The organism is Alteromonas gracilis, from assembly GCF_043642145.1.
In the GTDB taxonomy this organism is placed as follows: domain Bacteria; phylum Pseudomonadota; class Gammaproteobacteria; order Enterobacterales; family Alteromonadaceae; genus Alteromonas; species Alteromonas gracilis_B.
In genome coordinates, this window is the sequence record NZ_JBHZRZ010000004.1 from 316,608 (window position 1) to 340,744 (window position 24,137).

Below are 24,137 nucleotides of genomic sequence, written 5' to 3' on the forward strand. Positions count from 1 at the left end.
CCTATACGCTGCCTAGGGTGTCTCTTTTTACCATCTCTGGCACGAATAGGTGTTCAATAGGAATGGGGCTTTTAATATCGTAGACATGCTGCAATACCCAATACGCCGCCATTTCTCCCATTGCGTGAATCGGGTTCTCAATGGTGGTGAGCTTTGGATAAAGGTAGCGTGAAAAGAGCACGTTATCGAAACCAATGATAGAAAGTTGTGAGGGAATGTCATAGCCGAATTCCCTTGCCGCAGTCATGGCGCCAGACGCCATTTCGTCGTTTGCACAAACCAACGCGGTGAAACCAGGAAACGTATCTTGAAGCTGTTGCATGCCCGCTTGGCCAGAAGATTCATGGAAATCACCCTCGAACATGCTGTTTTCTTCAAAAGCAATGTTCGCTTCTTGTAGCGCTCTTTTGTGGCCAGCCAAACGGTCGCTAGCGTCCTTTTTGAATTGCGGGCCGCTGATATAGGCAATTTGCTTATGACCCGCTTCTAAAGCGGCTTTTGTGGCTATATAGCCGCCGTTTTCGTTATCTACAACAAAGCAGTTTTCTTCAAGACCATCCACGTTACGGTTTATCACCACAATAGGAATATTGCTGTCTGAGAGTGTTTTCAAGTAACCGTCAGACACTGCTTCGGCGTGAAGAATGAGTGCATCGCAGCGTCGGCTTTTTAAAAACTCAATCGCTTCGTGTTCGCGCTTTTCGTCAACGTGGCCTGCGGTAATAATGACGTGCTTTCCGTTTTGTTTAAGCACCTGCTCTACCGTACTCATTAAATCACCGAAGTACGAGCCGTGCAGTTCTGAAACTAACAAACCTACGCTATTGGTTCGGTTTGATGCAAGTGATTGGGCAATAGCGTTCGGTTGATAGCCCAATGATGCCATTGCGTCCTCTACTTTTTTACGAGTGCGGTCGCTGACTTTCGCGTTGCCGTTCATAACGCGAGAAACGGTAGCTAGCGAAACCCCTGCAGCTTCTGATACTTGGTAAATTGTTGCCATACGGTTTGTTACTTGTCCTTATTCGGTACCGCTAATGTACCGATTTATCCGGCTCTTCACCAGTTCTGAATAAGCCAGAGCACTTTGTTTTAGCGTGCGTTTTTGGGTGTCGTAGTCAACATAAACAATACCGAAACGCTTTGAATAGCCAAGCGCCCATTCGAAGTTGTCCATTAAACTCCACGCAAAATAACCGCGAATATCAACTCCCTGTTCAATGGCATTGTTTACCGCATTCAAGTGAGTGTGATAATAAGCCGTGCGCGAGTCGTCCTTTACTTCTCCGTCAACAAGCTCATCATCCATTGCCGCACCGTTCTCGGTAATATAAATAGGCGGTAGGGTATAGCGCTGATGCAGGTCAACAAGCAGTTCAGTGAATGCATCCGGGGTGATTTCCCAGCCCATGGCGGTAAGTTCAGAGGTAGCAGGGGGAACCACTTCAAACCAGCTTTTACCATCACTTTGGTACACGGTGCGAGTGTAGTAATTGATGCCCAAATAGTCGATGGGTTGTGCAATGATTTCCATATCACCTTCGATGATATCGGGCCTATCATCAGCGCTGAGCTTTTCGATAACGTCAGGATATTTACCTTCGATAATTGGCTTTAGATACCATTGGTTGTGGTATTCGTCTGCAAGCTTTGCGGCTTGCAGGTCGTCGGGGGCGTTACTTGGTGTATGGCAGTTACTAAAGTTAAGTACGATACCGTTTTGGCTGTTCGGGCAGTGTTTCTTAAGTACTTGTAGCGCTAGTCCATGAGCAAGAAGTAAGTGGTGCGCCGCTTTACGCCCATTCGCAATACCTGTTTTTCCAGGTGCGTGGATACCTGCTTCGTACCCTAGATAAGCCGAACAAAACGGCTCATTTAACGTGGCATACGCATACACGCTTTCGCCAAGTGCATTTGCAATCACTTCTGCGTATTTTTCGAATGCGTAGGCGGTATCGCGATTTAACCAGCCGCCATTATCTTCAAGATATTGCGGCAAATCCCAATGGTACAGCGTAACAAACACTTTCATACCGCGTTTTACGAGGTCGTCAACAAGGTTTACATAAAAGCGCAACCCCACTTCATTTACGCTACCGTCTTCTTTCATTACCCGCGGCCAAGAAATTGAAAGACGGTATGCGTCTACGCCAAGTGCATCAATAAGCTCGACATCGCGCTTCCAAAGCTCTACATGGTTGCAAGCAACATCGCCGTTAGTGGCATCTGAAATGGCACCTTCTTTTTCGCAAAACGTGTCCCATATGCAGTCTACTCTTCCTTTTCTGTCTCCTTCTATTTGGAAACTTGATGTCGCCACGCCAAACAAAAAGTCTTTTGACAACATTGTTGAAGTGGATGGAAGGTTAATTTCTTGCATCTTGGAAATATCCTGACTATAACAAAATCTTTATATCAGCTCTGGCGTGCACAGAGCAAATAACATCATATTTACATTGAATTCGACAACGCTTCATGTAATTATTTGCTTAATGTAAGCGCTTACAAAAAAATCAGATGTTAATATGTAAGCGCTTTCAAATGTAAATTTATCATTAAATGAAAAAATAGCAACAGAGGTCATTCGTGGACACACCAGTGCAGTCTAATATTTCTAGCGCCCCTGAAGGTGAGTCAAGCGGCAGCCACCGTTTTGCACTTATCTCACTCACTACGTTGTTTTTCATGTGGGGTTTTATCACTTGCTTGAACGACATCCTTATTCCTTATCTAAAAGGTGCGTTTAACTTAAACTTCACCCAAGCAATGCTAATTCAGTTTTGCTTCTTCAGCGCCTATTTCATTGTTTCGTTACCTGCTGGCATGGTGGTATCGCGCATCGGCTATCAAAAAGGTATTGTACTTGGTTTATCAATAGCTTGCGTAGGGTGCTTATTGTTCTTTCCTGCCGCTTCAAGCCAAATATATGGCATTTTTCTGTTAGCGCTTTTTGTACTCGCTTCCGGAATTACCATACTTCAGGTGTCGGCAAACCCGTATGTTACCGCCCTTGGTGACCCCAAGACCGCATCTTCACGACTAACCATGACCCAAGCCTTTAACGCGTTTGGCACCACCGTAGCGCCGTTTTTTGGTTCTTATCTTATCTACGGTGCAACAGGAGAGCACGGCGGTAGCGTGCCAAGTGCGTCAGACGTTCAGGTGCCTTATTTAATACTTGCCGCTTCATTGCTGTTGCTAGCACTTGTCTTTTTGTATTTAAAACTACCAAAGTTACATCATACCAGCGCAAATACTGGTGTATTTAAAGGCGGCGCATGGCATCACAAACACCTTGTTTTAGGTGCGGTGGGCATATTTATGTACGTGGGCGCTGAAGTCGCCATTGGAAGCATGTTGGTAAATTATCTAGCCAGTCCTGCAGTTGGTGGCTTAAGTGAAGCGGGGGCAGCAAAGCTGTTAGCGTATTACTGGGGCGGTGCCATGGTGGGGCGTTTCATTGGCGCCGTAATAATGCAAAAAATTTCGGGTGGCTATGTGTTGGCATTTAATGCATGTATGGCCATTGCGCTTATATTGCTGTCGCTCTCGAGTACTGGTGATGTGGCTCTTTGGAGTATTTTAGGTGTTGGCTTATTCAACTCAATCATGTTCCCCACCATCTTTAGCTTAGCGCTGCAGCAATTGGGTAAAGATACACCGCAAGGCTCAGGTATTTTGTGCTTAGCCATTGTAGGTGGCGCTATTGTTCCGCTGCTGCAAGGTGTGTTGGCAGACTCTGTTGGTGTGACGCTGTCATTCTTACTTCCCGCTTCTTGCTACCTTTACATTGCTTTTTACGGCCTTGTGGGTAGTCGCGTATCTCAATTTAATTCCACTGAAAAGTAACAAGGATTAATAATGCGAAAAAGTCTACTCGCGAAAGTTGTCACAGGTGCATTAGTTGGCGTTTTAGTCAGTGCATGTTCAAGTGATGAAAATGTATCTTCAGTTGACGGGATAAAAGATCAGCCGAGCAAAGCCAGCGCAGTGTGGCCCCAACTTGATATTGAGGTAAAGGCAGACCCTGCAGTTGAAAAGAAGGTTTCAGAGATTTTATCTTCGATGACCCTTGAGCAAAAAATTGCTCAGATGATCCAGCCTGAAATTCGCGATATCAACGTTGAAGATATGCGCAAATACGGCTTTGGCTCTTATCTTAACGGTGGTGGAGCGTTTCCTAACAACGACAAGCATGCAACACCAGACGATTGGATAGCACTTGCTGAGAAGCTTTATCAGGCGTCTATCGACGACAGCCTAGACGGTTCAACTATTCCTACTATGTGGGGAACAGACGCGGTACACGGGCACAACAATGTTATTGGTGCTACGTTGTTTCCACACAACATTGGCTTAGGTGCTGCTAATAATCCTGAACTGGTTGAAAAAATTGCGCATATCACCGCTAAAGAAGTGATGGCAACTGGTATTGACTGGGTGTTTGCACCAACCGTTGCCGTGGTGCGTGACGACCGCTGGGGTAGAACCTACGAGAGTTATTCTGAAGACCCAGCCATTGTTAGGGAGTACGCAACATCGGTAGTTAAGGGCCTGCAGGGAGCAGCGGACAAAGACTTTCTTAGCGATCAGCGTGTTATCAGTACGGTTAAACACTTTGTAGGCGATGGCGGCACCGTTGGCGGCGACGACCAAGGCGACAACATTGCCAGCGAACAAGCGTTATTTGATATTCATGCACAAGGCTATGTCGGCGGGCTTACCGCAGGCGCGCAATCGGTAATGGCGTCATTTAACAGCTGGCATGGTGAAAAGTTGCATGGTCACAAATACTTGCTGACAGATGTGCTTAAAGAGCAAATGGGCTTCGACGGATTTGTTGTGGGTGACTGGAATGGTCACGGCCAAGTGAAAGGGTGTAACAACGAAGACTGTGCGCAGGCCATTAATGCAGGCCTTGATATCTTTATGGTACCGAACGATTGGAAAGCGCTGTACGACAATACCCTTGCCCAAGTAAAAGCGGGCACTATTGCAATGTCGCGCATCGACGATGCGGTAAGCCGAATTCTTCGTGTAAAAGTACGCGCTGGCCTTTTCGACAAACCTAGTCCTGCGAATCGCCCGTTATCAGGTGACCGCTCACTAATTGGTAAAGCTGAGCATCGTGAAGTAGCGGCCCAAGCGGTACGAGAGTCGCTAGTACTGCTTAAAAACAAAGATAACACCCTGCCGCTTTCGGCGAACAAGCGCATATTAGTAGCAGGCGATGGTGCTGATAACATTGGCAAACAGTCGGGCGGTTGGAGTATTACGTGGCAAGGCACCAACAATACCAATGACGACTTCCCAGGTGGCACCTCTATCTATGACGGTATTAAAGCGCACGTTGAAAGCGCAGGCGGCGAAGTTCAGCTAGCTGTTAATGGCGACTTTGATACCAAGCCTGATGTAGCTATTGTGGTATTTGGTGAAGAGCCTTACGCAGAAGGTCATGGCGATAGAGAAACCTTGATTTATCAACAAGGCACCAAGCAAGACCTCGCCCTGCTTGAAAAATTAAAGTCACAGGGCATCCCAGTGGTTTCTGTATTTATCAGCGGCCGTCCTATGTGGGTAAACGCCGAACTTAACGCCTCTGATGCATTCGTTGCGGCATGGCTGCCGGGCTCAGAAGGTGGCGCTGTGGCAGATGTGTTATTTGGCGAGCACGACTTTAAGGGTAAGCTATCTTTCTCTTGGCCATCTGAGCCTCAGCAAATTGTTAACAAAGGCGATGAAACCTACGCGCCATTGCTGCCCTATGGTTTTGGCTTAACGTTTAGTGATGACAATGTATTAAGTGACGCACTGAATACAGAAATTAAAGTAAGCACCGACAGCAATCAGCCAATGCAAATTCTAAATGGTGCTGTGCAGTCCCCTTGGGTGCTTTGGCTATACTCGGGCGATAAATCACTAGCGGTAAATGCAAGCACGCATACTGTGGGCGCGTTAACCTACCGTACCGTAGATAAAGAAGTGCAGGAAGATGCCCGCAAAGTGACCTTCGACGGAACTGAATTCGCTGCCATGCGTTTTGCAAGCAAGAGCTTTTTCCGTGAAGACTTAAGTGCGCAGCTACTCACGCCTGCCGCACTTAGCTTCAACGTGAGCCGTCACTCTGAGATAAGTTCACCGGTAACCATAGGTATGAACTGTGAAGGAGAAGGCGATGCACCTGGAAGCTGTTCTACACAAATTGATATTAGCGAGCAGCTAAAAGCGATACCTGTGGATACATGGACTAATGTGAGTATTGACCTAAAGTGCTTTGTTGATGAGGGAATAGACTTTACAGGTCTAGTGGTGCCATTTGAGCTAGGCAGTGCAGGAAAAGCCAGCTTGAGTATGGCAGATATTCACATTAAGCCAGATGCGGCAAAAGCAGCGAGTATTAGCTGTCAAAACTAAGCTAAGTCATTTTCTAGCGCTTAAAAAAACGTCGTCTCTAACCAGTTAAACGTGGTAGCAGAGGCGACGTTTTTGATAAAGCTATACGCTTTTATTTTTGTTTTTCGCTAGGTACGGGTTGCCCATACTTAGGAGAACGAGGGCCATATAACAGACCATTGTAGCTTTCAGCAGATAGAAGTCTTGTAGACGTCATTGCTGCAATTTCAAAACCTTTGTCAGTAATGGTTTCAAAAATTTGGCTCACCGCTGCTTGTACAAGCATACCAACAAGCCCACCGCTATTTGAGTTTTGCTGTTCTGCACTTGACGCTGATGCAGTGCCAGTCCAAAGCATTTGACCTGTTTCAAGGTCTACAAGTGAAGCAGTCACTGTCACTCTTGTTTCACTCGAAATAACGACATAGCTTGTACCGTAGTCATCAATTGTCACGTAAAGCGCAGTGTCAGCACCAAAAATTTCTTTAAGTTTTTGAGTTGGAACCGCCTGAATATCAGCAGCTTGCGTCAGTCCATTGTTGTTGAAGGTTTGATTAACCATAGCAACAGGGAATACATAAAAACCCGACTCTGCAATTGGAGTAGCTAGTTGCGTCATAACACTATAAGGCGCGATAACTTCGGGGGTATTGTTTAAAGGCGGTAGAATTATGACCGATTCAGGGTTAGATGCCTTAAATGCGGTATAATCATGTGCCGGAGGCATACTTACGCAGGCAGAAAGCACGCTTACTAAACTAAAAATAGCTAAAAAACGAGTAACCATTTATTACGCTCCCTTTGCTGAATTAAGAAGGAAGTCAATATATTGAGTTGACTCTGGAAATAATTGCTTTTCTTGCTGGAAGTGGTTCTCGCCTTGTTGTGCGTTGCCACTTTCGAAATAAAGCATGCCCAAGTGCGCATGAATGCCTGGAGCTATGTTTTTACCATTAGCGGCGGCAAGTTCAATAGTTTGTTCAAGCACTTGAATTTGTTCATCGAGTGTAGTCTCTTCGCCTTTAAGGTAGCTGTACACTGCCGTATTGTATTCACCGTAATAGTAAAGTGGCTCGGTAGTTTTACACCCTACAATGCCTAAAGCCAGGGCCGCGGTTATTATAATTTTCTTCATTGTTAAATCTTCCACGCGCCAGATTCGATACCATCGACCAGGTTGTTTACCGACTCGCGAATCGCTAAATCAAGGACCTTACCGTTAAGCGTTGCATCATAGGTCGCAGTACTCCCAAAACCTATAACTTCTCTCTCTGAAAGGCTGTATTCACCAGCACCAGCTACGGAATAAACTACTTCAGAAGTCGTTACATCAACCACGTTTAACGTTACTTTCGCATAAGCGATTTGAGATTTACCTTTGCCTAGTATGCCAAAGAGTTGTCTATCGCCTATGGCTTTTCGTCCGAATTCCGTAACGTCTCCAGTGACGACAAACTTTGCACCAGCAATATTTTGTTTCGTTCCAGTGCGTTGTGCTTCCTCTGCTAGGAGGTTCATATTGTCTCTGTCAAGTACGCTGAATCGATTAGTGTGTTGTAAATGACTCATTAGCGTTGTTTTTGCTTGGCTGCCTAGACGGTCTTGTCCATTCGAGAAAATACCGTTCTGAAAGCTAGAGCGATTAACAAATTGGCCTACAACTAGTTTCTTTTTTTCACCAGTGTATTGAGTATTAAAGCTATTTACTTTCGGGGTCTCAACGACTTGAGATGATGTTGTGGCGCATCCTGAGGTAACGCCGATAATGGCGAGCAGTGATACCGCTGATAGAATTTTTTTATTATTTATCATATTCACGTTAGTCCCTTTATCCTGTGTGAATCAATGAGGAGTGTGTTCCTCGCCGCGATTTTATACCACTAATACACGTCATAGGGAGACTTAATTTAGAAATAGTTATGTATTTTTTTCGTTTGATGGACGCCAATGGAGGTTTGAGTAACTTGTGAATTTGGTGAAATAAAATACTAACCATAAACAATGAGCTCGATTCATTGTTGGTCGATCTGTTTAGTGTTACAAACCGTAGGAATCTGTTAATAAAGAAGTATTCACCGACTGAGTGAGTATTTGCTTAAACATGTTTTTTGGTTTGACCCTCATTTACATTACCCAATCACTTTAAGGCGGAACTATGACAGATGAACACCGGTGACCGACTAAACCTCTAAACTAATAAGAAAGAGCCAATAAAAAAGGGCCTTTAAAAAGGCCCTTTCATTAAAGACACGTAAAGCTTAGAACGTGTATCTAGCACCTAATGTGTAGCGCGGTCCGTATTGACGAGCAAACAAGAACTGCTCTTCAAAGCGGCCGAAGCCACGCTCGGTTTCATCGTTAATGTTTACGCCTTCTAGGAACACGGTTAGGTGTTCATTTACGTCATAGTTAACGCTGGCATCGACTTGTCCGAAGGTATCAAATTGTGTAGCAGGGTTGTCTGATGAGCCTTGCGCCTGCCCAATGCCAACTACATAGTCTGAACGCCATGCGTAGGTAACTTTAACCGATAGGCCGTCTTTCTCGTAAAACACTTGGAAGTTGGCCGAGTCACTAATGCCTACAAGTGGATTGATTTCTTCTTCTCCAAAGTAGTATGGGTCGTAGTCTACGTCGCCATCAACCAATGTCGCATTCGCACCGAAGCCGAAGCCTGTATCACCAAAGGTGTGCTGAATGGCTAGCTCTATACCTTCTACCGTTCTTGGGCTATCGGAATTGTCTGGCTGTCTTGTAAGCCATGTAATTAGCGGGTCATCCGAATTAGGCGTAACAACGCCGTTCTCATCTGCATAACCATTTTCTACGAAATAATCATAAACGGCGCTATCTGTTGCCTGCACGCCGGCACCGGTTAAGGCTGCGACTGCTTCGTTCCAACGAGGTCCTTCATAAATATCGCGCAATCCGTCGAACTGGCGGTTAAGCGCAGCATTGAAAATGTAGTTATCAACTGACTTTCTAAAAAGCCCAACTGACGCATAACTTGCTTCGTCGTAATACCATTCAAACGACAAATCTAAGTTGGTCGACTCAAAGGGGAGTAGGCTAGTATTACCCGCATCGGCTGTGCGTGAGCCAATCTTTGGGCTGCCGGTGAAAGAAAGTCCACCTTGAAGTTGTCCAATAGGCGCACGAGTAATTGACTTACCCCATGAGAATCTAGCAACGATATCGTCGGTAATGTCCATTTTAATATCAAACATGGGAAGCAAAATATCGTATTCGCCAGTAAAGTCTTGTAGCTGAGGCTCATCCTCAAACTGAGTAATCCACTCTGATGCGGCTACCCAGTTTACTTGTATCGGCACGAGTACTTCCGCTGAGCTTGGTACTTCGGTTTCTTCGTAGCGAAGGCCGGCATTAATTTGAACGTAGTAGTCACCCAGCTCAAAATCCCACTCAGTTTGAACATAAATAGAGTCAGTAATTTCTTCTACGTTGTTAACTGCAGGTGCGCCTCTAAAGAAAGGGTCGATTGAATACGTATTGTTTTCACCCACAACATCCGCGGTAATGAACTGAAGCTGTCGAGCAAGCGCTTCGTCAAAATCAAACGTGTAATAGTAGCCAGGGTTCATACTCGCACCGCCGCCAGTGAAGGCATCTAAGAAGCCTGACGTGTCATTGCGAACAAACATGCTGTCTGGGAAAATTTCGGTAAACGATGGATTGAAACCAGGGCCGCCGCGTAATCCACTCCACGCTGTAAAGCCGGATAGCGCCTGTTCGGTGCGCGCGTAGCCAAAGTCAATCTTCACTAAAGGAATATCAAATGCCGAGTTGTACCAGGTTCCGTCTAGCTGAAGCTGTTCAATATCAGAGCGCCCTGGCGAATAGATAAATTGGCTAAAGTTGGAGTCAATTTCGCTTGGCAGAACTTCGTTAGTGCCATTATTCCAGTCCACATAAACCTGAGGAATATCGCCCTCACGATAATCGTAAATTTTTGATTCAAGCTGATTTGAACCCAAGATGATTTGTCCAGCGCTACCTAGCCCTTCATCGAAACCATTATCTGTTTCGTTATATGAGTCGTGGTAGTCTAAGCTAACTTGCCAATCATCGTTTATGATCCAGTCAAAGTTAACCCCTAGTGAGCGTGCATCTACTCGTGTTGTATTGCGACTTGCCGTGAAAGAGCCATCGTCGCCGCTAATATCCGCAAATAATGCGGTGCCGTTTTCATCAAGCTCGTAAGCGTTAATGTTTGCGCCAAAGTTGTTCCAAATACCCCAGCCCACCGCGTTGGAGCCTGTAGTTGCTCTACTGGCCGTGTAATCGACCGTGGCAGTGAAAGCATCGATAGGCCTGAACTGGAATGTTACCTGCGCATTCTGTCTTTCACGCTGCACGTCATTAATGCCGTAGTTCATATCCCTAGGAAAGAAAGCCGCATCGGTAATATTCGTGCGATTATCTACAACATTCGTCGGGTCTAAATCGGGAAGCTCATTATTTAGCTCGCGCTGCCATCCCTGAACGTTTGCAGATTGTTGTTGAAAGTCACGTTCTTGATGTGAAAACGAAACGCCAAAACCAAACATGTCGTCGGCAAAGGTGTTGCTGTAGACACCTGCAATTTCGGGGGTAACATCATCGCCGGCTTCATTTGATGTGTCGTGAATACCCTTTACTGAAATAGTGGCGTTTTGACCAGACTGGGCAAGCGGCTTCATTGTAATAATGTTTACCGTTGCACCTAGACCGCCGCTTGGGTTTTCTGCACGGGCCGTCTTGTGAAGCTCAAGAGTATTTACACCCTCTGATGACAAGTTAGCCAAATCAAAAGAACGGGTAAATCCGGTGCCCGGCATTTGACGGCCATTTAGGGTAATCAGGTTAAATTCTGGGCCAAAACCACGAACTGTAATCTGACTACCTTCGCCATTGTTTCGGCTAATGGTTACACCAGTAATACGTTGCAGTGCTTCAGCTAGATTGGTATCGGGAAATTTACCTAACTCTTCTGCCGAAATGGCATCTACTACACCGTTAGAGCTGCGTTTTAAATCCATTGAGCGGATCATGCTGCCGCGAATACCGCTTACTTGAATAACTTCAACTTCGCCTTCGGCGGGCGTCGCAGATTCAGTGTCTTGCGCATACGTTGGTAAAGCGAGCGTGGTGCCCATTAACAAAGCCATCGATGTGGCAAGTTGGGTTTTTTTAAATGGTGTGTTTTTCATAGTTGCTCTACTAATTCTTATCAAATTCGTGCGTCGTCTAAGTGCTGCTTAGACGACGCGTACTACGCTATTGAGCAGCAATTTCGACGTTATCAACGCGATACACGGCACCTTCACCTTGCCCCCACATTGGGAACATCATGATGACGTTGATCGCACTAAGATCTAGACCAGCATCGAAAAGAGTTTGTAACGGGAAGGTATAGGTTTGCCATTCGCCTTGAACTGGCTCGACGCCTTCAACGCTAGCTGACAAAGAAAGCTCAACGGCAGTTGATGCGCCAATAGATTCAATCTTAAATAACCAAGGCGCTGAGGCATCAAGAGGCATTGCACTTACTTTCATTTCAAAGCGCACAACACCATTTGCAAGTAATGCAGACGCGTTAAATGCGTGGCCATCGTCGGCAATAATGCCCATGACTGTTGGAGTTTCTCCAATACGAAATTCTGCAACTGTTCCATGCTCAGCATCGTCAACTTCTTCGGTTGGCGTTGAGCCACCGCAGCAATCCCAAATGCGCCACTGCTCGGCCGCTGTATCTGCAAAAAGAGTAATGCCAGTCGCTGGCGCCTCTGCGCCGCTGTCTGGGTGGTAAAATTTCACGTTGTCTAAGCGGTAAACCGCGCCTTCACCGGCTCCCCACGCAGGGAATACCATGACAACATCAATCGCACTGACATCTAACCCTCGGGCTTGTAGATCGGAAAGGGTAAAGGTGTATGTTTGCCACTCACCCTCTACTGGCGCTTGCCCTTCTACACTGTCAGTCAATGGCAGCTCTACTGCTGTAGATGCATCGCTAGACTCAATTTTAAATAGCCAAGAAGCATCAGCATTAAGCGGGTTGCTTAGTACCCGCATCTCGAATTGCAGTAAACCACCTTCTGTCAGCGCAGTGGCATTAAATGGAGTATCGCCACCGCCTGCTGAAGAGCGCGTATTAAAGCCCATTACTGTAGGTTCTGCGCCAATACGGAATTCTGCAGTTAGGCCGTGTTCTTCATCGTCCATTTCTTCCGTTGGCGTTGAACCACCACAGCAATCCCACATTGGCCAATTGGGGTTTTGGGCATCTTCGAAAATTACTAGTTCAGGGTAAGTCGCACCGCCTTCTTGAGATATCTCCACATTTGCCATGCGATAAACTGCACCGTTTCCGGTATCCCATGCTGGAAACACCATAATTACGTCAATAGCGCTGGTATCTAAACCGGCTTGTGCAAGCACGCTAAGCGGGAACTCATAAGACTCCCAAACACCCTGCTCGGGTATATCGCCTGCCACATCAGCTGGGCCTACATAACCACTCATTAAAGGAACTTCGGCAGCGGTAGTTCCCTCTGAACTTTCAATTTTAAAAACCCAATTTGTCGTTGCGTTTACTGGAAGCGAAGTCACCTTCAAGTCAAACTTAACACTGCCCGTATCTTCTATCGGAGAGGCATTAAAAGGTGAGGCTTGACCTTCTGGATCGGTAATAAACAAATCACGGCTAATGAATCCCATGACAGTTGGCGTTTCGCCGAAAGTGAATTCGTATACCTGACCTTCATCTGCATCTTCTACTAATACCGGTGTGGTGCCTCCGCAACAGTCCCACGCGGGCCAATTCGGGTTAGGTGCGCCGTCAAAAATGGTGAGGTCTTGTGCAATCCCTGTCGAAGGTGGTGATGGAATAGGCGCAGCACCTTCTACTAGCGCGTCATCTAGCGAGTCGTAACCTGGACGTACTGTTTCACAACCTTTACCCGTGTCTGGGTCAGACGCACACTCATACACGCGAATATAATCAACCTCGTAAGTTTGACCTTCTGCGAATGCTTCAGCATCAATACCGGCTTCATTAACATTTACCGGCCAATCACCGCCTACTGCAAAGTTTAGAATGAGGTAAAACTCTTGGTCGTAGGGAGCGTTGTCCCAGTGTGTGGTCAACTCGCCTGTGCCTTGGTCGTAATATTCAGCATACCAACCGCGATGTGTAAGGCCGGTTGCCTCACCGTTGGCGTTGTAGCGAATTTGTGAGCGACGCTGTGTGGCATACAAATAGCCGTCCATATACCAGCGTATTTCACCTTCTTGCCATTCAACGGCGTAGGTATGAAAGTCGTCTGCAGGGTTCGCGCCGCTTGGTAAAGAGTATGCTTGGCCTGAGCTATCGTTATTTGGCCATTCTTGACCGTAATGCAGGGTGCCATAAATGTGGTTTTCAGGATTCCCGTCTGCATCTTGCGCTTTAAGGTTCACGGCTTCCATGATGTCAATTTCACCAGAGCGTGGCCAGCCACCATATACTTCATCGGTTGGCATCATCCAAAATGCTGGCCAACTACCTTGGCCTGATGGCAGCTTAGCGCGCATTTCTATGCGGCCATATTTGAAGTCAGCTTTGTAGCGGGTGTTGAGTCGAGCTGATGTGTAAGGCTTTTGAGCACCTTCTTCGGCCGGCAGCGCAACAATTTTAAGGCTACCGTCTGACACATACGAGTTGTCTTCGCTATCCGTATAGCACTGAGATTCATTGTTGCCGCCACCGTCGCAATTTACTTCGTGCGTCCAGTTATCGTCATCAATGCTGGCGCCGTCGAATTCGTCACTCCATACCAGTTCCCAATCTGAAACCGGAACTGTTGCGTCAACCACATCGATATTGGTAGAGGTTGTTTCTCCGCCTCCACAGCCAAATAGGGTAGCGACCGAGATCGCGGCTGCTATCCGCGATAGTTGAGATGCTTTTTTCGTCATTGTTTTCAGCCCTGCTCAAAATAAATTGGGTTTTATGTAGTGGCAAATGCCATATAAAAAGCGAATGTAAGCGCTTACAAATTTAGGTTGATTATTTTGTAAGCGCTTACATTTGTGTAACGTTAATTCAACGGAGTAAAAAGATCAATTATAAGAAGCAAGGTTTTAACAACTTATCATGAGGAGCTCTACTAGTACACAAGGCTGTAGGAATCGTTTTTAAAGAGTTAAATCAATAATTTTCTATTTTCTGGCGCGCTAATGAAGTAGTAATAAAATTAACCTTTTATTTACAAAAGGCGGGTTGTACTTTACCGATTTTTTGCTATTACTTTTAAAACTGCAGAAAAAATTTGTGAGCAATATTGCCATGATGCTACAGGTCGTTCACCGATGTTATCTACATTTAACATTCATTAAACACTTGCATTACATCGGCTGTGATCGTATGGTTTTAATGTAAGCGCTTTCAAAAGGCTTCAAAGCTAAATGTAAGCGCTTACAAGGTATTGAATTATTAGTATTGAATTAAAATCAAAGGTAATTCAAAGGTTAACTTAGTCGCATACCTTTTCGATAACCTTCTGAACACCACTGCTGGAATACACATGACTACATTTAAGAAAACTCGTCTCGCATCTAGTTTGTCATTGGTAATAGGCACACTTGCTGCACCAGGCATACAAGCCCAAGAAACCGAAAATGAACTTGAAGCAGGAAACTTCGAGGTAATTGAAGTTAGCGGTATTAGACAAAGTTTAACCAAAGCAATGCTGACAAAGAAGGCAGCGTCGGGCGTTGTTGATGCAATTTCTGCTGAGGACATGGGTAAGTTTCCCGACACCAACCTTGCAGAATCATTGCAACGTATAACGGGTGTGTCGATTGACCGATCACAGGGCGAAGGTAGCAGAATTACAGTAAGGGGCTTTGGTCCTGACTATAACTTAGTTACGCTAAACGGCCGTCAAATGCCTGCTGCTAATATCGAGGCGACATCGGCGTCTTCATCTCGCTCATATGATTTTGCTAACTTGGCCTCCGAAGGCGTGTCAGCGGTGGAAGTTTATAAAACGAGCCTTGCATCGCAGCCTACTGGGGGAATTGGCTCTACAGTTAACTTAGTTACGGCAAAACCCCTGTCAAACCCGGGAAGACAAGCAACTGTAACCGCTAAAGGTATGATGGACGGGTCAACTGAAACAGGCGACTCTATTACCCCGCTTATTTCCGGTATTTATAGCGAGACCTTTAACGACGATAAGTTCGGCATTCAAATTATCGGTTCTTATCAAGAGCGTGACGGTGGTCAAGCGAGTGCTGAAACAGGCAACGGTTGGTATACCATTCAAGGTGATGGTGGCGACTGGGGTTCACTGCCTAGAGATGGCTCATTTACAAACCTTCCTGGGCCTAATGACGTGTACTCAGTACCTAGGAATTTAGCCTACAACTTTGATGAGTTCAGCAGAACTCGAACCAACGGCCAGCTGACGCTTCAATATGCGCCTACAGAAGATATTACAACAACGCTGGACTACACCTATTCAGAGTTAGAAGTGCATACGCAACGCCAGCAATTGTCTACTTGGTTTAATGGTATTCCAGCATATGGTGAATATACACCTGGTACGAATACCGTCGGTTCGGTAATGGGCCCGGTAATCTATGCTGATGCCACCTGCTGTGATATAGGTTTAGGTACTTCCGATACATCAACCTTCAATGAAAATAAATCACTGGGCTTTAACGTAGAGTGGTTAGCTTCAGATAACCTGACGCTAGAATTAGATGTGCATTCTTCGACTGCCGAAGCCGGCCCGCAAAACGACTTGGGTAGTGATAACGTAGTGAGTGCGGTGTCTTTTGACAGAGTGCTGACCGAAGTTGACTATTCACAAGATTTCCCTGTTATGGACATTACCTACGCAGACGGTGTGAACGGGCTTGATCCAGCGCGTATGTCTACCTCGGGTACGTCGTTTAGAAACAGCTACATGAAATCTGAGATAGACCAGCTACAGTTCCGCGGTAACTACTATTTGGACGATAGCGTAATCACCAGTATCGATTTTGGTATTACCGCAATGGAGTCAAAGAACCGTTCAGCGTATTCAGTTGCTCAACGTGATACTTGGGGCGGGTATGGTACTGCCGATGATTACCCAGATGACATCTTCATGCAAGAAGACTTGCCGAGTCGATTTGATGATGTATTGGGAAGCAATGGAGCCGACCTTGAGCCGTTCTACTATGCGTCTAATATTCAGGATTTAATAGGGGCAATAAGCGCAATAGCCACGGCCAATGGTGAAACAATAAGTCCTTGCGGAACACGCTTGTGTATGGACCCGAATTATCAAGTTGACCGCCGTGTTACTGAAACTCAAATAGCAGCGTACCTTCAGGCTAATTTGGAATTTGATTTCGCTGATAGACCTGTATGGATAAGTGCTGGGCTTCGTTACGAAGATACCGATGTTGAGTCAACGGCACTGGTGCCGCAATTTACCACCATACAGTGGTCGGGGGCGAATGAGTTTAACGCTGTTATGGACGGCGAAACCTTTACCACACTTGAAGGTGGCTATGATCACTTCCTACCGTCTATCGACATTAAAATGGAAGTGAGCGAAGACTGGTTTGTTAGAGGGTCATACAGTGAAACTATTACTCGCCCCGGATACGGCGATATTCAAGGTGGATTAACCGTCAACCAGCTTGCGCGATTTAACGGTGGTACAGGTAATGCGGGTAACCCTAATCTGTTGCCGTTCGAATCAACCAACATCGACTTCTCGACGGAATACTACTATGGCGAAGGTAGCTATGTGTCTATTGGTTATTTCGACAAAACGGTAGATAACTTTATTGGCACGGATACATTCGTTGACACTATTTTTGATTTACCTACACCGTTTGGTGGTCCACGTTATGATGAGGCTGTTGCTGCGCTAGGCACAGATGATGCAGGTGCGGTGCTGCAGTACCTAAGAGATAACTTCGGTGACCCGGTGCAAGGCATAAGAGGTGAAGATCCACTTCTGCCTATCACAGTGACGCAAGCTGTTAACTCAGATACATCGCGCTCGGTAGATGGTTTTGAAATGGCGGTACAGCACATTTTCGGCGAGTCGGGTTTTGGGGTAATTGTTAACTACACCACCGTTGATGGTGACGTAACTTACGATAACTACAACACCAACAAGGGCGAAGGGGTTCAAAACCAGTTCGTACTACTTGGTCTTAGTGACACGGCGAACGCGGTACTGTTTTATGAAAAAGATGAATGGGAAATTCGCGTGGCTTGGAACTGGCGTGATGAGTTCCTCTCAGCAACGGTTGACGGTAATGGAGAGCGTAACCCAACCTATACCGAAGCTTATGATCAGATTGACGTAAACGTTCGCTACAATGTAAACGAAAATCTTGAGCTTTTTGTTGAAGGGATCAACGTGACAGGTGAATACCAAAGAACGCACGGTAGACATCCAAATATGCTGATGGGCATTTATGATGTTGAGCCACGCTACAATGTTGGTGTCCGTTACAGCTTCTAACGTTAAAGCTGTAACTTAAGGAGCGTTGTGGCACTTGTCATAACGCTCTATTTTTATCTAAGCGATAAATAAGGTAGTGTTGACTAGGTTGAAACTTCACCATTGTCGGTAAGCAGTATGAAGGAAACTAATTTCCATGCACCCGTAACGTCTATCGTCGTCGCTGGTGGCGGCGCGGCAGGCTGGTTGACCGCGGCAATTCTCGCGTCAGAGCACAACGTAAGACACAACGATTACGTGACGGTCACACTTGTTGAATCGCCAGATGTAAGAATATTAGGCGTGGGTGAGGGCACGTGGCCGACAATGCGCGATACACTTCGTAAAATAGGTATTGACGAGCGTACGTTGCTTTTGGCTTGTGATGCATCTTTCAAACAAGGCACTCGCTTCGTTAATTGGAAGACGGCGACCTCTTCAAACGTCTACGACCATCCCTTTAGTTTACCTGCAGGCTTTTTTGAAGGCAGTGTTGGGGCATGGTGGTTATCACAAACCGACCATTCACAAAGCCCCGCGTTCTCGAATTGGTTCAGTACACAAACATCATTGTGCGACGCTGCTAAGGCGCCCAAACAGCTGCAAACCCCACCCTATGCTGCAGTTGCGAACTACGGCTACCACCTTGATGCCCATAAATTTGCAGAGTTGCTAAAAACACATTGCATTAAGAACTTGGGTGTTAACTATATTAGCGACCACATTGAACACGTTGAAGAAGACACCGATGGCTTTATTACTGAGTTGCGCTGTAAATCGCACGATGTTCACGGCGATCTTTTTATCGATTGCACAGGGTTCAGTGCCACCCTCATCGGTAAACATTTTAACTCTCCGATGACAGACGTTTCAGGCAGCCTAAAAAATGATAGCGCAATTGCCGTGCAGGCAGCTTATGTAAATGAAGAAGTCGACATCGCTTCTGCGACAATATCTACAGCCCATAAAAACGGCTGGGTTTGGGATATAGGATTACCGCACAGAAAAGGCGTAGGGTGCGTATACAGCAGTGAATTTGCCAATGATGATACGGCAATAGAAACGCTAAAACAGTATTTACACTCGTGCCCTAAGACCCAGGCGGTATCAGAAAGTGATTTCAGAAAAATAACCTTCAGCCCAGGCTACAGAAAAGCAGCATGGGTTAAAAATTGTGTTGCCATAGGTACCAGTGCTGGGTTCGTCGAACCCCTTGAAGCCTCAGCACTTGTGATGGTTGAAATGTCTGCGCGATTTTTGTCTGAGCATTTGCCAAATCACAGGGTGCTTATGCCAGCAGTGAGTAAAAGTTTTAATCGTAGCTTTTCGCGTCGTTGGGAGCGAATCCATGATTTTCTAAAGCTTCATTATGTACTGAGTGATAGGCAAGACTCGCCTTACTGGCGATTCATGACGGATTTAGATCATGCTTCTGAGCAGCTTAATGACTGGCTTTTACAGTGGCAATTTAGACCAGTATCAATGAGTGACTTTTGCTTTGCTGACGAACTATTTCCAGCGGCAAGTTACATGTATGTTCTGTACGGTATGAAAGCGCCTGAGCAGTTTGCTATCAACCTGTCGCGATACTCTGATAGTACGTTGAGCCGGGTACAGCGAGCGGTTAATGAAAATGAAAAATTATCTCAAAAGCACCTTGCTATGCTGCCAACCAATCGTGAACTAATTAATACAATTCGAGCTTCGAGTTTTAGCTAGGAGAAAACAATGGCAAATCACGTTTTACTTAACAATGTGGAACACAAAAACCTCAAGGTCATTCAAGACTTTTCACTTTCCCCTGAGGCTAGTCAGATGTGTGTGGCTGCTTTCCCCGCTGAGGCACGACACGCGCAGGCGCATTATCCGCTAGTATTTGCCAAAGACGGTGATGGCAAGTATCAAATGGTAGCGCTACTGGGTCTTGAGCAAGGGGAAAATCTTTTCCTAGATAACCATAGATGGCGGGCTTCTTATCGCCCGCTGGTCATCGAGAGAGGGCCATTTCTAATTGGAAGAAGCACTACAGACGGCCAAGAAAAATTATCTATTTACGTGGATATGAACGATCCGCGCGTCGTCAATGAAGAAAGTAACCACTGTGTGGATGTATTTTTACCGCATGGTGGAAACAGCGAGTACATTGACAACATTGCAAATGTACTTAGTACACTTCACGAATCACAAGCTACTCATGCTGAGTTCGTTAAGCTGTTAGAAGCCAACAAGCTCATTGAGTCGTTTGTCGTCGATATCGAATTAGACGGAAGTGGTACAAGCCGCCTGTCTGGATTTTATACCATCAATGAAGATGTGCTCAAATCGCTGCATAGCGATGCATTAGGCGAACTACACCAAAAGGGATTTTTGTCGACGATATACATGATGTTGGCATCAATGTCACAGCTACGCACCTTGGTAACATTGAAAAAAGAGCGCGCGTAAAGGCGGCGCCAAAAATAAGTACTTAGCTTTAACATAGCCGTGTTTAAGGATGGATAATATGTGGCAACACGATTGCCCCGCGCCCGACATGATAAATGCAGACGATTCTTTGTTACTCGACAAAGGCTTAACAGCATTATTAAGCGAGTGCGACAAACCACTTACCATCCGACAACTTGTCGCTGAGTGGCCATTGGTAAAGGCGGCACAGTTAGGTAATGATGCACTTTGCCGTTATCTAGCTGGCTACGACAAAGGTACGGTGGTGGATGCAATACAGCTACCTGCCAAAGAAAACGGCCGCATGTTTTACAACGACGCGCTGTCTGGGTTTAATTTTACGCGCACAAGAATGCCCTTCAAAAAGGCGTTAGACAAGCTTCTGTCTGAGCAAAATAACGCAGAGGCCGATACGCTTTATGTGGGGTCGACCACAGTTGACACCTGCCTGCCGAACTTGCTTTCAGGCAATAAAATTGGGTTAGATGCGTTAGACCCGCTTGGCACCCTATGGATAGGCAATAAAAGTAGAATAGCGGCGCATTATGATGCGCCCGATAATTTAATCTGCGTGGCGTCAGGCAAGCGGCGTGTAACCTTGTTTCCACCTTCACAAGCAAAAAATTTGTATGTTGGCCCTCTGCATTTTACTCCTGCAGGGCAGTCGATAAGTTTGGTTGACTTTCATCAGCCTGACTTCAAAAAGTACCCCCTCTTTAAAGAGGCGATAAGCAATGCGTTGGTCATTGACCTTTGCCCTGGCGATGCGCTTTATATTCCCTCGATGTGGTGGCATCACATCGAAGGCACAGAGTCGATAAATTTACTTATCAATTTTTGGTGGCGCGATATTGCAGCCTATATTGGGCGCTCTGAGAATATCCTTTATCACGCTTTGTTGACGTTAAAACAGCTTCCCGCGCCCCAGCGAAAAGCATGGCGGGACTTATTTGACTATTACGTTTTCGACGACAATACCGCACGCTTTGACCACATACCCCCGTCGAAACAAGGGCCGCTGGGCGAGATAGATGAAAACACCGCACGCCAATTTAGAGCGTGGCTGGTTAATAATTTGAAGTATTAATTTAGAGGTTGGGCATGAAATCAACACAGTCGAAAAGAAAACAGCGTTTAGTGATTGCCGGAGGAGGTACTGCCGGCTGGATGGCTGCGGCTGCTTTTACCAGGCTGCTGGGAAAAGAAGTGGATGTCACCTTAATCGAAAGTTCAGAAATCGGCACCGTGGGCGTTGGCGAAGCCACCATTCCAACACTCGTTTTTTTCCATAAACTGCTCAAAATAAATGAGCAGGAATTTATGGCTGCGACCAATGCGACATTCAAGTTAGGTATCAACTTCGAAAACTGGAGAGATGCAGAGCACGCCTATCTGCACGCGTTCGGTGTGACCGGAAAAGACTGTTGGGCAGCAGGATTTCAACATTTTTGGTTGCGTGGCTTAAATGAAGGGCTCGCCACAGATTTTGGTGATTACTGTCTTGAACGACAAGCTGCAGAGGCCAACAAATTTGCTCATTTACCGAATAACGGTCTTAATTACGCCTACCATATCGACGCGAGTCGTTACGCGACATTTCTTAGAAGTTTGGCGGAAAAAGAAGGGCTTCGACGTATTGATTCGACCATTAAAGCGGTTACCACCCGAGAAAACGATGGGTTCATTACCTCATTAACGTTGGCATCAGGTGAAACAGTCGAAGGGGATTTCTTCATTGACTGCACAGGTTTCAGAGGCCTACTCATTGAGCAAGCATTACACACAGGTTACGAAGATTGGTCCCATTGGCTGCCGTGCGACAGTGCAGTAGCGGTACAAACCGAGGCGACTGGTGAACCAGTACCTTACACGCGTTGCACAGCCCACGAAGCAGGGTGGCAGTGGAAAATTCCCTTACAAAATCGTGTTGGCAACGGCATGGTTTTTTGCAGTCACTATTTTTCTGATGAAGAAGTGGTAGAGAAGCTGTTGAGTAATGTGGAAGGCAAACCGTTAAATGACCCTCGTGTGATTCACTTTAGAACAGGCAGACGACGTAAACAGTGGAACAGAAACTGCCTTGCGCTTGGGCTGGCGAGTGGTTTTCTTGAGCCATTAGAGTCGACCAGTATTCACCTTATTCAGCAAGGGATCGTGCGCTTTCTTCGCATGTTTCCAACCGCTGGGGTTGTGCAGGAAGACATTGACGAGTTCAATCGTCAAGCTGATTTCGACTTAGAGCATATTCGTGACTTTATTATTTTGCATTACCACGTGACTAACCGCACGGACACGCCATTTTGGCGTCATTGTCGTCAAATGGATATTCCTTCATCGCTTAAACATCGCATTGATTTGTTTAAGAAGACGGGGCGCGTATTTAGAGAGGGGAATGAATTGTTTGATGACTCTTGGCAGCAGGTCATGATTGGACAAGGGTTAATGCCAGAAAGCTATCATCCCATTGTTGATACCATGAGCCGGCAAGAGCTACAAAGCCTACTCAATGGTATTAAGCAGGGCATTGAGAAGACGGTTGCCAAACTGCCTCCCCATCAAGACTATATAACCCGATTCTGCGAGTAGTTATTTTCAATCTGTAAGTCAGGTGCGCCTAATATTTTATTCGCACCTGCGTACCCATCGCGCTAAGCTCAACATATAAACACTGTAGAGTTGTCGCTATGCATCACCACCATCACAATACCAGCCACCAAGGTCATCTACACGGTGACCATGAAGGCACGGACTTCTCTGATTCTTCACGTATTGGCTGGGCATTTTGGCTCAATTTTGTTTTTACAATTATTGAATTCATTGGTGGGTGGCTTACCAATAGTGTGGCAATAATGGCTGACGCGGTACACGACTTAGGTGACTCGCTTTCAATCGGATTAGCCTGGTGTTTAAGTAAGCTTGGTCACAAGGCGTCTACTGAGAAGTACACCTATGGGTTTAAGCGCTTAAGTCTAATGGGCGCAATGATAAATGGGGTTATCTTAGTGATTGGCGCAATCTGGGTGCTGTCTGAGGCTATTCCCCGCTTATCTAATCCAGAAATGCCCATGACAGAGGGTATGATTGGGTTAGCCATCCTTGGAATAATGGTTAATGGCTTTGCTGCGTATAAATTACACGGCGGTCACTCAATGAATGAGAAGGTGCTCAATTGGCATTTAATTGAAGACACCATGGGGTGGGTGGCGGTGTTAGTCGTTGCTATTGTACTTCACTTTGTTGAATGGCCCATTCTTGATCCCATACTCTCCATTGGGTTTACCCTGTTCATATTGGTAAACGTAATTCGGTACGTAGTTCAGACCATGTCACTGTTTCTACAAGCTGTGCCAGATATAGCAACTCGCAACGCTATCTGTCGTACACTACTTGCTATGGAGTATGTTGAGGAAATTCACCATGTTCATTTTTGGTCGCTTGACGGACAGCAGCATGTACTCACTGCACATGTTGTTATTAGTTGTGCACTCGACAATAAGACGCTTCGTTCATTAAAAGAAGAAGTTCAAATGCGACTTGCGCCGTTTGGACTTACACATACTACTATCGAATTCGAATTGCCCGGTGAGCCATGTAGAGATGACAGTGACCATCTTCACACTCACACTCACTCTCACGACCATGAGCACGTTGAATATAGATAAACTATAAACACCCACTTGAAACCGTGTGATTTGTAAAAAAAAGAGGGGCGCCTGCTCGCTCTTTTAACTTAAAGCGTGTTGCTCGTTACTAGGTTTCAATCTGCATTTAAAGAATGAAACAAACTTTTACCTCAAACGA

At 45.9% G+C, this 24,137-nt stretch carries 15 protein-coding genes; 8 read left to right on the top strand and 7 right to left on the bottom strand.

Annotated features, from left to right (window positions below; genetic code table 11):
* Position 1 precedes the first annotated feature (1 nt).
* A complete protein-coding gene (locus ACHUFN_RS10825; RefSeq protein WP_394222392.1) occupies positions 2–1,003 on the bottom strand; it encodes a LacI family DNA-binding transcriptional regulator in 1,002 nt (333 codons plus the stop codon).
* 18 nt (positions 1,004–1,021) lie between these two features.
* Positions 1,022–2,380, bottom strand: coding sequence for a GH1 family beta-glucosidase (locus tag ACHUFN_RS10830; protein ID WP_394222394.1), 1,359 nt, complete (start codon positions 2,378–2,380; stop codon positions 1,022–1,024).
* Positions 2,381–2,586: 206 nt separating this feature from the next.
* Here ACHUFN_RS10830 and ACHUFN_RS10835 point away from each other — a divergent pair, with 206 nt between their 5' ends.
* Together ACHUFN_RS10835 and ACHUFN_RS10840 are read left to right on the top strand one after the other, a co-directional pair.
* On the top strand, positions 2,587–3,849 hold the full coding sequence (locus ACHUFN_RS10835) for a sugar MFS transporter (protein ID WP_394222395.1): 1,263 nt from the start codon (positions 2,587–2,589) through the stop codon (positions 3,847–3,849).
* A 12-nt stretch (positions 3,850–3,861) separates the two neighbouring features.
* Positions 3,862–6,414, top strand: coding sequence for a glycoside hydrolase family 3 protein (locus ACHUFN_RS10840; RefSeq protein ID WP_394222396.1), 2,553 nt, complete (start codon positions 3,862–3,864; stop codon positions 6,412–6,414).
* A 91-nt stretch (positions 6,415–6,505) separates the two neighbouring features.
* Here ACHUFN_RS10840 and ACHUFN_RS10845 read toward each other — a convergent pair whose 3' ends face one another.
* The 5 genes from ACHUFN_RS10845 to ACHUFN_RS10865 all read right to left on the bottom strand — a co-directional run bounded on the left by ACHUFN_RS10845 (position 6,506) and on the right by ACHUFN_RS10865 (position 14,352).
* A complete protein-coding gene (locus ACHUFN_RS10845) occupies positions 6,506–7,180 on the bottom strand; it encodes a DUF799 domain-containing protein (RefSeq protein WP_394222397.1) in 675 nt (224 codons plus the stop codon).
* Positions 7,181–7,183: 3 nt separating this feature from the next.
* Positions 7,184–7,528, bottom strand: a complete 345-nt coding sequence (locus tag ACHUFN_RS10850) for a DUF4810 domain-containing protein (protein WP_394222398.1) — start codon at positions 7,526–7,528, stop codon at positions 7,184–7,186.
* A 2-nt stretch (positions 7,529–7,530) separates the two neighbouring features.
* A complete protein-coding gene (locus ACHUFN_RS10855) occupies positions 7,531–8,205 on the bottom strand; it encodes a CsgG/HfaB family protein (protein WP_394222400.1) in 675 nt (224 codons plus the stop codon).
* Between the two features lie 446 nt (positions 8,206–8,651).
* Entirely contained in the window at positions 8,652–11,603 is a 2,952-nt protein-coding gene (locus tag ACHUFN_RS10860) for a TonB-dependent receptor (RefSeq protein ID WP_394222401.1), read from the bottom strand.
* A 67-nt stretch (positions 11,604–11,670) separates the two neighbouring features.
* On the bottom strand, positions 11,671–14,352 hold the full coding sequence (locus ACHUFN_RS10865; protein ID WP_394222402.1) for a family 16 glycosylhydrolase: 2,682 nt from the start codon (positions 14,350–14,352) through the stop codon (positions 11,671–11,673).
* A gap of 608 nt (positions 14,353–14,960) precedes the next feature.
* Here ACHUFN_RS10865 and ACHUFN_RS10870 point away from each other — a divergent pair.
* From ACHUFN_RS10870 to ACHUFN_RS10895, 6 genes are all read left to right on the top strand, one after another.
* A complete protein-coding gene (locus ACHUFN_RS10870) occupies positions 14,961–17,912 on the top strand; it encodes a TonB-dependent receptor (RefSeq protein WP_394222403.1) in 2,952 nt (983 codons plus the stop codon).
* A gap of 117 nt (positions 17,913–18,029) precedes the next feature.
* Entirely contained in the window at positions 18,030–19,610 is a 1,581-nt protein-coding gene (locus ACHUFN_RS10875) for a tryptophan halogenase family protein (RefSeq protein WP_394222404.1), read from the top strand.
* A gap of 9 nt (positions 19,611–19,619) precedes the next feature.
* Entirely contained in the window at positions 19,620–20,336 is a 717-nt protein-coding gene (locus ACHUFN_RS10880) for a SapC family protein (protein WP_394222405.1), read from the top strand.
* 58 nt (positions 20,337–20,394) lie between these two features.
* Positions 20,395–21,423, top strand: coding sequence for a cupin-like domain-containing protein (locus ACHUFN_RS10885; RefSeq protein WP_394222406.1), 1,029 nt, complete (start codon positions 20,395–20,397; stop codon positions 21,421–21,423).
* A 14-nt stretch (positions 21,424–21,437) separates the two neighbouring features.
* Positions 21,438–22,922, top strand: coding sequence for a tryptophan halogenase family protein (locus tag ACHUFN_RS10890; RefSeq protein ID WP_394222407.1), 1,485 nt, complete (start codon positions 21,438–21,440; stop codon positions 22,920–22,922).
* 98 nt (positions 22,923–23,020) lie between these two features.
* Complete coding sequence (locus ACHUFN_RS10895; protein WP_394222408.1) at positions 23,021–23,998, top strand: cation diffusion facilitator family transporter; 978 nt, start codon at positions 23,021–23,023, stop codon at positions 23,996–23,998.
* Positions 23,999–24,137 lie beyond the last annotated feature (139 nt).

What these genes read in the sequence shown, in the direction of transcription:
- ACHUFN_RS10825 (WP_394222392.1), bottom strand. Translation starts at nt 1,003, where the DNA reads ATGGCAACAATTTACCAAGTATCAGAAGCTGCAGGGGTTTCGCTAGCT.
- ACHUFN_RS10830 (WP_394222394.1), bottom strand. Translation starts at nt 2,380, where the DNA reads ATGCAAGAAATTAACCTTCCATCCACTTCAACAATGTTGTCAAAAGAC.
- ACHUFN_RS10840 (WP_394222396.1), top strand. Translation starts at nt 3,862, where the DNA reads ATGCGAAAAAGTCTACTCGCGAAAGTTGTCACAGGTGCATTAGTTGGC.
- ACHUFN_RS10845 (WP_394222397.1), bottom strand. Translation starts at nt 7,180, where the DNA reads ATGGTTACTCGTTTTTTAGCTATTTTTAGTTTAGTAAGCGTGCTTTCT.
- ACHUFN_RS10850 (WP_394222398.1), bottom strand. Translation starts at nt 7,528, where the DNA reads ATGAAGAAAATTATAATAACCGCGGCCCTGGCTTTAGGCATTGTAGGG.
- ACHUFN_RS10855 (WP_394222400.1), bottom strand. Translation starts at nt 8,205, where the DNA reads ATGATAAATAATAAAAAAATTCTATCAGCGGTATCACTGCTCGCCATT.
- ACHUFN_RS10860 (WP_394222401.1), bottom strand. Translation starts at nt 11,603, where the DNA reads ATGAAAAACACACCATTTAAAAAAACCCAACTTGCCACATCGATGGCT.
- ACHUFN_RS10865 (WP_394222402.1), bottom strand. Translation starts at nt 14,352, where the DNA reads ATGACGAAAAAAGCATCTCAACTATCGCGGATAGCAGCCGCGATCTCG.
- ACHUFN_RS10870 (WP_394222403.1), top strand. Translation starts at nt 14,961, where the DNA reads ATGACTACATTTAAGAAAACTCGTCTCGCATCTAGTTTGTCATTGGTA.
- ACHUFN_RS10875 (WP_394222404.1), top strand. Translation starts at nt 18,030, where the DNA reads ATGAAGGAAACTAATTTCCATGCACCCGTAACGTCTATCGTCGTCGCT.
- ACHUFN_RS10880 (WP_394222405.1), top strand. Translation starts at nt 19,620, where the DNA reads ATGGCAAATCACGTTTTACTTAACAATGTGGAACACAAAAACCTCAAG.
- ACHUFN_RS10885 (WP_394222406.1), top strand. Translation starts at nt 20,395, where the DNA reads ATGTGGCAACACGATTGCCCCGCGCCCGACATGATAAATGCAGACGAT.
- ACHUFN_RS10890 (WP_394222407.1), top strand. Translation starts at nt 21,438, where the DNA reads ATGAAATCAACACAGTCGAAAAGAAAACAGCGTTTAGTGATTGCCGGA.
- ACHUFN_RS10895 (WP_394222408.1), top strand. Translation starts at nt 23,021, where the DNA reads ATGCATCACCACCATCACAATACCAGCCACCAAGGTCATCTACACGGT.